Raw genomic sequence first — 5885 nt, forward strand, 5'->3', positions numbered from 1 at the left:
GCAACCCCGCCAACGCCTCCTGCCAATACCGCACCTGCCCCGCGATCACACTGCCCGCATCACCCACATCCCCCAACCGCGCGCGCTGCCACAACGCATAATCCACGTACTGCACCGCCAAATCGGCCCAGTACGGCGCGTTTCCGGCACTGCGACTGGCGTACGCAAACCCAAGATCACGCGTCAACGGCACCACCGACTGTCCATCAGCAGCAATGTGATGCACCACCGCGGCCAGCACATGCTCATCGTCGCCAAGGCGGAAAAGCTTCGCCTGTAACGGAATATCAGAACTCAGATCAAAAGCATGACCTGCGATGGCCTCGATCGCCGCCGTCAGTTGCCCCGCCGACCACCCGGCCGCATCGATCACCTGCCACCCGAAATCCACCCCCTCGGCGGCCATCACCACCTGCCGCGGCACGCCCTGCTCGACCGTGAACACCGTGCGCAAACTCTCATGACGGGCCACCACATCAGCCAACGCCGCACCCAACGCCCCCACATCCAGCTGCCCGCCCAACCGCAACACCACCGGCATGTTGTAAACCGGTGAAGGACCCTGCAACTGGTCCAAAAACCACAACCGCTCCTGGGCAAACGACAACGGCACCAATTCCGGTCGCGCCTGCACGGTTAACGGCACACCCGCCCAATTCGCGCCGTGGGCGCTCATCCATTCGGTCAGTCCCGCTACCGTGGGAGCGTCGAACAACGCTCGGATCGGGATCGCAAAACCTAATTCGGCGCGGATCCGCGCCACCAACCGCGTCGCCAGAAGTGAATGCCCACCCAGATCGAAGAACGAGTCGTTGACACCGATCCGAGTCACACCGAGGATCTCGCCGAACAGCGCGGCCAGAGCCCGTTCCCGTCGATCACGCGGCGCCTGATACGCCGCGCCGCCAACGAATTCCGGCGCCGGCAGTGCCCGCCGGTCGAGCTTGCCGTTGACCGTCAATGGCAACGACTCCAGAACCATGATCGCGGCTGGCACCATGTGTTCGGGCAAACGCGAAGCCACAAAGCAACGCAATTCGGCGGCGCGTTCGATCGCCGACGGGTCGTTCACATAGTTCGCGAGGGAACCGATCTGCGGCCCGGGCTGGTAGACGCCCGAGAGTGGGCCGCCAGCAGGGGCGTCGGTGTCTCGCGCGAATATCAGGTCCACCAACCCAGCCGTCGGTGACCAGGTCACTACGGTCAAGTAGCCGAGTTCCCGCCCCAATTGCTCACATTGGTGCGGCAGCACCGCGTCGGGTGCCGAGATGGCGGCGCGCAATTCGCTGACGGGCACTCGGTCCCCGGCTTCGTCCAGCGCCCGCGCCAATTCGACGTCGGGCCAGATTCCGGCGTGAGGTACTCCCTTGATGCGCAACTCCCCGGGTTGTTCGGACCTCAAGTAGTCGCCCAGCACGGTCAGATTTCCGAACCGGTCCCACGGCTCGCAATCCGTATGGGTGAGGGACCGCACCGGCGCTGGGCCCTTGGTCAGCACCACTTCGTATCGGTAGCTGCTGAGTTCGTTGACCGCCTGCATTTGCTTGAGCCGTACATCTACCGCCGCGATGTCCGAAAGGTGTTGCGGCAAAGCGACAAAGAACTCCGGCGCCAACAGCAGTTCCTGTTCGGCAAGGATTTCCCGGCGCACCCGCTCACGTACTACGCCGGCGAGGTCGTCGGCACCGGCGCTGTCGGCGGACACCATTCCGGTGGTGAACGCCTGCAGCAACGAGAGGTTGCGCACGTCGCCAAGGACCACTGACCCACCCGGTGCCAGCATTCGCATCGCGAGCGCCAGGACGTCAAGCAGGTATCCGGCGTTGGGGAAGTACTGGATCACCGAATTGAGTACGACCACATCGAAATACCCCTGTGGCAGGCCGTCAGCTTCATGCGCCGACTGCACCCGCAATCGCACCCGATCCCCCCAGGGCTGCGCAGCCGTCGCGGTCTGCAAGGTCTGGATTGTCGGCTCGGAAAAGTCCGTCGCCCAGTACTCGAGGCACCCTGGTGCGAGGTGCGTAAGCAGCAGCCCCGAACCAACTCCGATCTCCAACACCCGCGCGGGCCGCAACCCCCGGATTCGTTCGACTGCGGCCGTCCGCCATTCCCGCATCTCCTCGAGCGGGATCAGGTCTCTGGTGTAACTGCTGTTCCAGCCCCCGAAGTCCTCACCCAACTCCGCCGAAATGCCCTCCGGAGACGTTTGGCCCGAATACAGTCCGCCGTACACCTCCTGCCACTGCTCGACGAGTTGCGCTTCTCGTTCCGGCTCTCGGGCCAGGACCATGTCCTGATCCAGCACGACATAGGCCACCAGGTGCTTGTCGATACCCTCCCCGGCGTCCGTTGCCAACGCGGCCGGGCGAGCTATGGCCACCGCTTGGGCCACTCGAGGGTGGGCCGCCAACGCCGCCTCAATCTCACCGAGTTCGATGCGATACCCGCGGATCTTGACTTGCTCGTCCGCCCGACCCACATACCGCAACTGCCCATCGTCGCGCCAACGCACCAAATCTCCGGTCCGGTACATGCGCTCGCCGACACCGCCGAACGGACACGCCACAAACCGGGTCGCGGTCAAACGGGCCCTGCCCAGGTAGCCGAGGCCGACTCCGGCGCCGGCCACATACAACTCACCGACCACACCAATCGGCACCGGCCGCAAAAACCCGTCCAACACAAAAAAGGCCAGGTGGGCTAATGGCACCCCGATGGGGCTCTCGACGTCCTCGGCGTCGGCGGGGACGATCTCCCGGAACGAGGCATGGACCGTCGTCTCGGTAATCCCGTACATGTTGATCAGGCGCGGTGAGCCGGGGTGATCCTTCAACCAACTCTTCAGCCGATGTGGCTCCAGCGCCTCCCCGCCGAAGATCACCGTCTCCAGCTTGAGTTGACGGCCCAACTCCGGCGAGAGCGCATCAGCCGCCTGCAACGCATAGAAAGCCGACGGGGTCTGGCTCAACACGCTGATCTGTTCGGTAACCAACAGTGCGTGCATGTCTCGCGGCGACCGCACCACCGTGTCGGGTACCACCAGCAGCCGGCCGCCGTAAAGCAGCGCACCCCAGATCTCCCACACCGAGAAGTCGAAGGCCAGCGAATGACACTGTGACCACACCTGTCCCGCCAACTCCAGCTCACCGTCCAGGGTGACCAGCAACCGGGTCACGCTGCGGTGGGTGATGGCCACCCCCTTGGGCACGCCGGTCGTGCCAGACGTGTAAATGATGTGGGCGATGTCGTCGGCGGCGGGCCCGACCAGGCGCACTTCGGTAGCGACCTCCGCGTGGTCATCGAGATCGTCGATATCGATGATCTCTACCGGGCAATCGTCGAGGTGCACCGCCAGACTCGCCGTGGTCAATACGGCCACCGGCGCGGCATCGTCGAGCACGAACCGCACCCGCGCGGCGGGCACCCCCGGGTCGATCGGCACATACGCTGCGCCGGTCTTGAGCACCGCAAGAATCGCCACGATCGCCCGCGCCGAGCGGGGCACCAACAGCGCGACGCTCGTTCCCGGGCCTACCCCCCGACTCGCCAGCGAACGCGCCAATTGCGCTGCGGCGCTGTCGAGTTCACGGTACGTCAACGGGCGGTCCTCGAACGTGACCGCCACCGCGTGCGGAGTCCGCCGGGCCTGAACGGCGAACAACGCCGGTATCGACGCCCCAACGTCTTTCGCCGTCGGGCCGCGCAAGATCGAACGGTTCCCGACCTCGTCGAGGCGACCGTGCTCGACGGCGTCCACTACGTCGATCGACGACAACCGCCGGCCCGGATCCGCGGTCATCGCCGTTAGCACCCGCCGCAGCCGCCCGATCAGAGTGTGGATGCTGGCGGCGTCGAACACATCGGTACGGAACTCCACCGTCCCGGAAATGCCCGCTGGCTCCCCGTCGGGTCCCCACTGTTCGGCCAACGCGAACAACAGATCCCAGCGTGCGGTGCGAGCATCGATTCGCAGCGGGGTGACCTGCACTTCCCCCGGCCCCGACCCCAAAGCCAGCCCGGCGGCGGGGTCGAGGTCATGACCGGGATAGTTCTGCCAGGCCAACGCGACCTGAAACAGCGGATGATGCGCCAAACTGCGCGTCGGATTGAGCCGCTCCACCAATACCTCGAACGGCACATCCTGGTGCTCGTACGCGGCGAGGCTGCGCGCCCGCACCTGCGCCAGCAATTCGGCAACCGTCGGATCGCCCCCCACGTCGACCCGCAGCACCAGGGTGTTGACGAAGAATCCGACCAATTGATCCAAGGCAGGATCGCCCCGCCCTGCGATCGGAAACCCGATTGCGACCTCGGTGTTTTCGCTGAGCTGAGCCAGCAGTAGCCCCAATGCTGCCTGCAACACCATGAAGCTGGTCGAGTTGTGCGCGCGAGCTACCCGCGTCAGTTGCTGCTGCAACTCCGCGGGCCAATCCAGCGACACCTTTGCGCCGCGGTAATCGGCCACCGCCGGATACGGCCGGTCGGTGGGCAGCAGCAACCTTTCGGGCAAGCCCGCAAGCTCCCGCTCCCAGAAGGCCAATTGTGCCGCGATGGGACTGTCGGCATCGCAGAGGTCACCAAATTGCGCGCGCTGCCAGAGCGTGTAGTCGACATACTGCACCGGCAACGGCGACCATTGCGGAGCCCTTCCCTCCCGCCGCGCCGCATACGCCTCGCTCAGATCTCGAGCCATCGGGGCCAGCGACCATCCGTCGAAAGCGATGTGGTGGACCACAATTCCGATCACATACTGATCGGGTCCTACCGCGTACACCTGGGCACGGATCGGGATTTCCGTCGACAAATCAAACCGATACCGCGCGAGCTCCAACAATTCGGCGCCCAGGTCTTGTTCCGTCACCTCGACAAGGGCCGCGCCCTCGCGACGCCACATGCCTGGCTTGGCCGGCAAGACGTGTTGGGAGGCAACGCCGTTGCTGTCGGGAAATATGGTGCGCAGCGATTCATGGCGTGCCACAACATCATCGAGGGCAGCGCCGAGCGTATCGATGTCCAACGCTCCACTGATCCGAAAAGCTGTCGGAATGTTGTACGTCGCGATGCCGCCTTCGAACCGGCTGAGGAACCACAGCCGTTCCTGGGCGAATGACAAGGGCACCAACGCCGGTCGTGGCTGGGTGGTCAGCGGCGCCACTCCGGCGGTCGGACCGCCGATGCGGGGCTCGAGCTGGGCAATGGTGGGCGCCTCGAAGGCCGCTCGCACCGGCAGGCTGGTATCGAAGGCGGCGTTGACCGCCGATATCAGCTGCATCGCGGACAGTGAGTCCCCACCCAACTCGAAGAACGAATCATCCACGCCGACGCGGTCTACGCCGAGGACTTGGGCGTAGATGCCGGCCAGCAGTTCTTCCACAGCATTGGCCGGAGCGCGGTATTCGCCGCCGGTGTATTCCGGTGCGGGCAGGGCGCGGGTGTCGAGTTTGCCGCTGACCGTCAGTGGGACGGCGTCGATTGCGACGATCGCGGATGGCACCAGGTGGGCCGGTAGCCGCTCGGCCAGGGCGGTGCGCAGCGTGGTGGGGTCGGCGGTGCCGGTGACGTAGCCGACCAGGCGCTTGCCCCCGGGGCGGTCCTCGCGGGCGATCACCACCGCCTGGTCGACCCCGTCCAGGGCGATCAGCGCGGTCCGGACCTCGCCCAACTCGATGCGGTAGCCGCGGATCTTGACCTGCTCATCGACCCGGCCGTGGTAACGCAGTTGACCATCAGCGCCCCAGCACACCAGGTCCCCGGTCCGATACATCCGGGTCCCGAGCCCGCCGAAGGGGCAGGCCACAAACCGCGACGCCGTCAACCCCGCCCGCCGCCAATACCCAACCCCCACACCCGAACCGGCCACATACAACTCCCCCACCACACCC

At 65.5% G+C, this 5885-nt stretch carries 1 protein-coding gene; it reads right to left on the reverse strand.

All coding sequences use genetic code 11. From position 1 onward, the window contains the following. Positions 1 to 5885, reverse strand: a 5885-nt coding sequence (locus tag BST27_RS29435) for a non-ribosomal peptide synthetase (RefSeq protein ID WP_139805446.1), incomplete at both ends; no start/stop codon positions are given.

It is taken from the genome of Mycobacterium intermedium (genome assembly GCF_002086275.1).
Classification (GTDB): Bacteria; Actinomycetota; Actinomycetes; order Mycobacteriales; family Mycobacteriaceae; genus Mycobacterium; species Mycobacterium intermedium.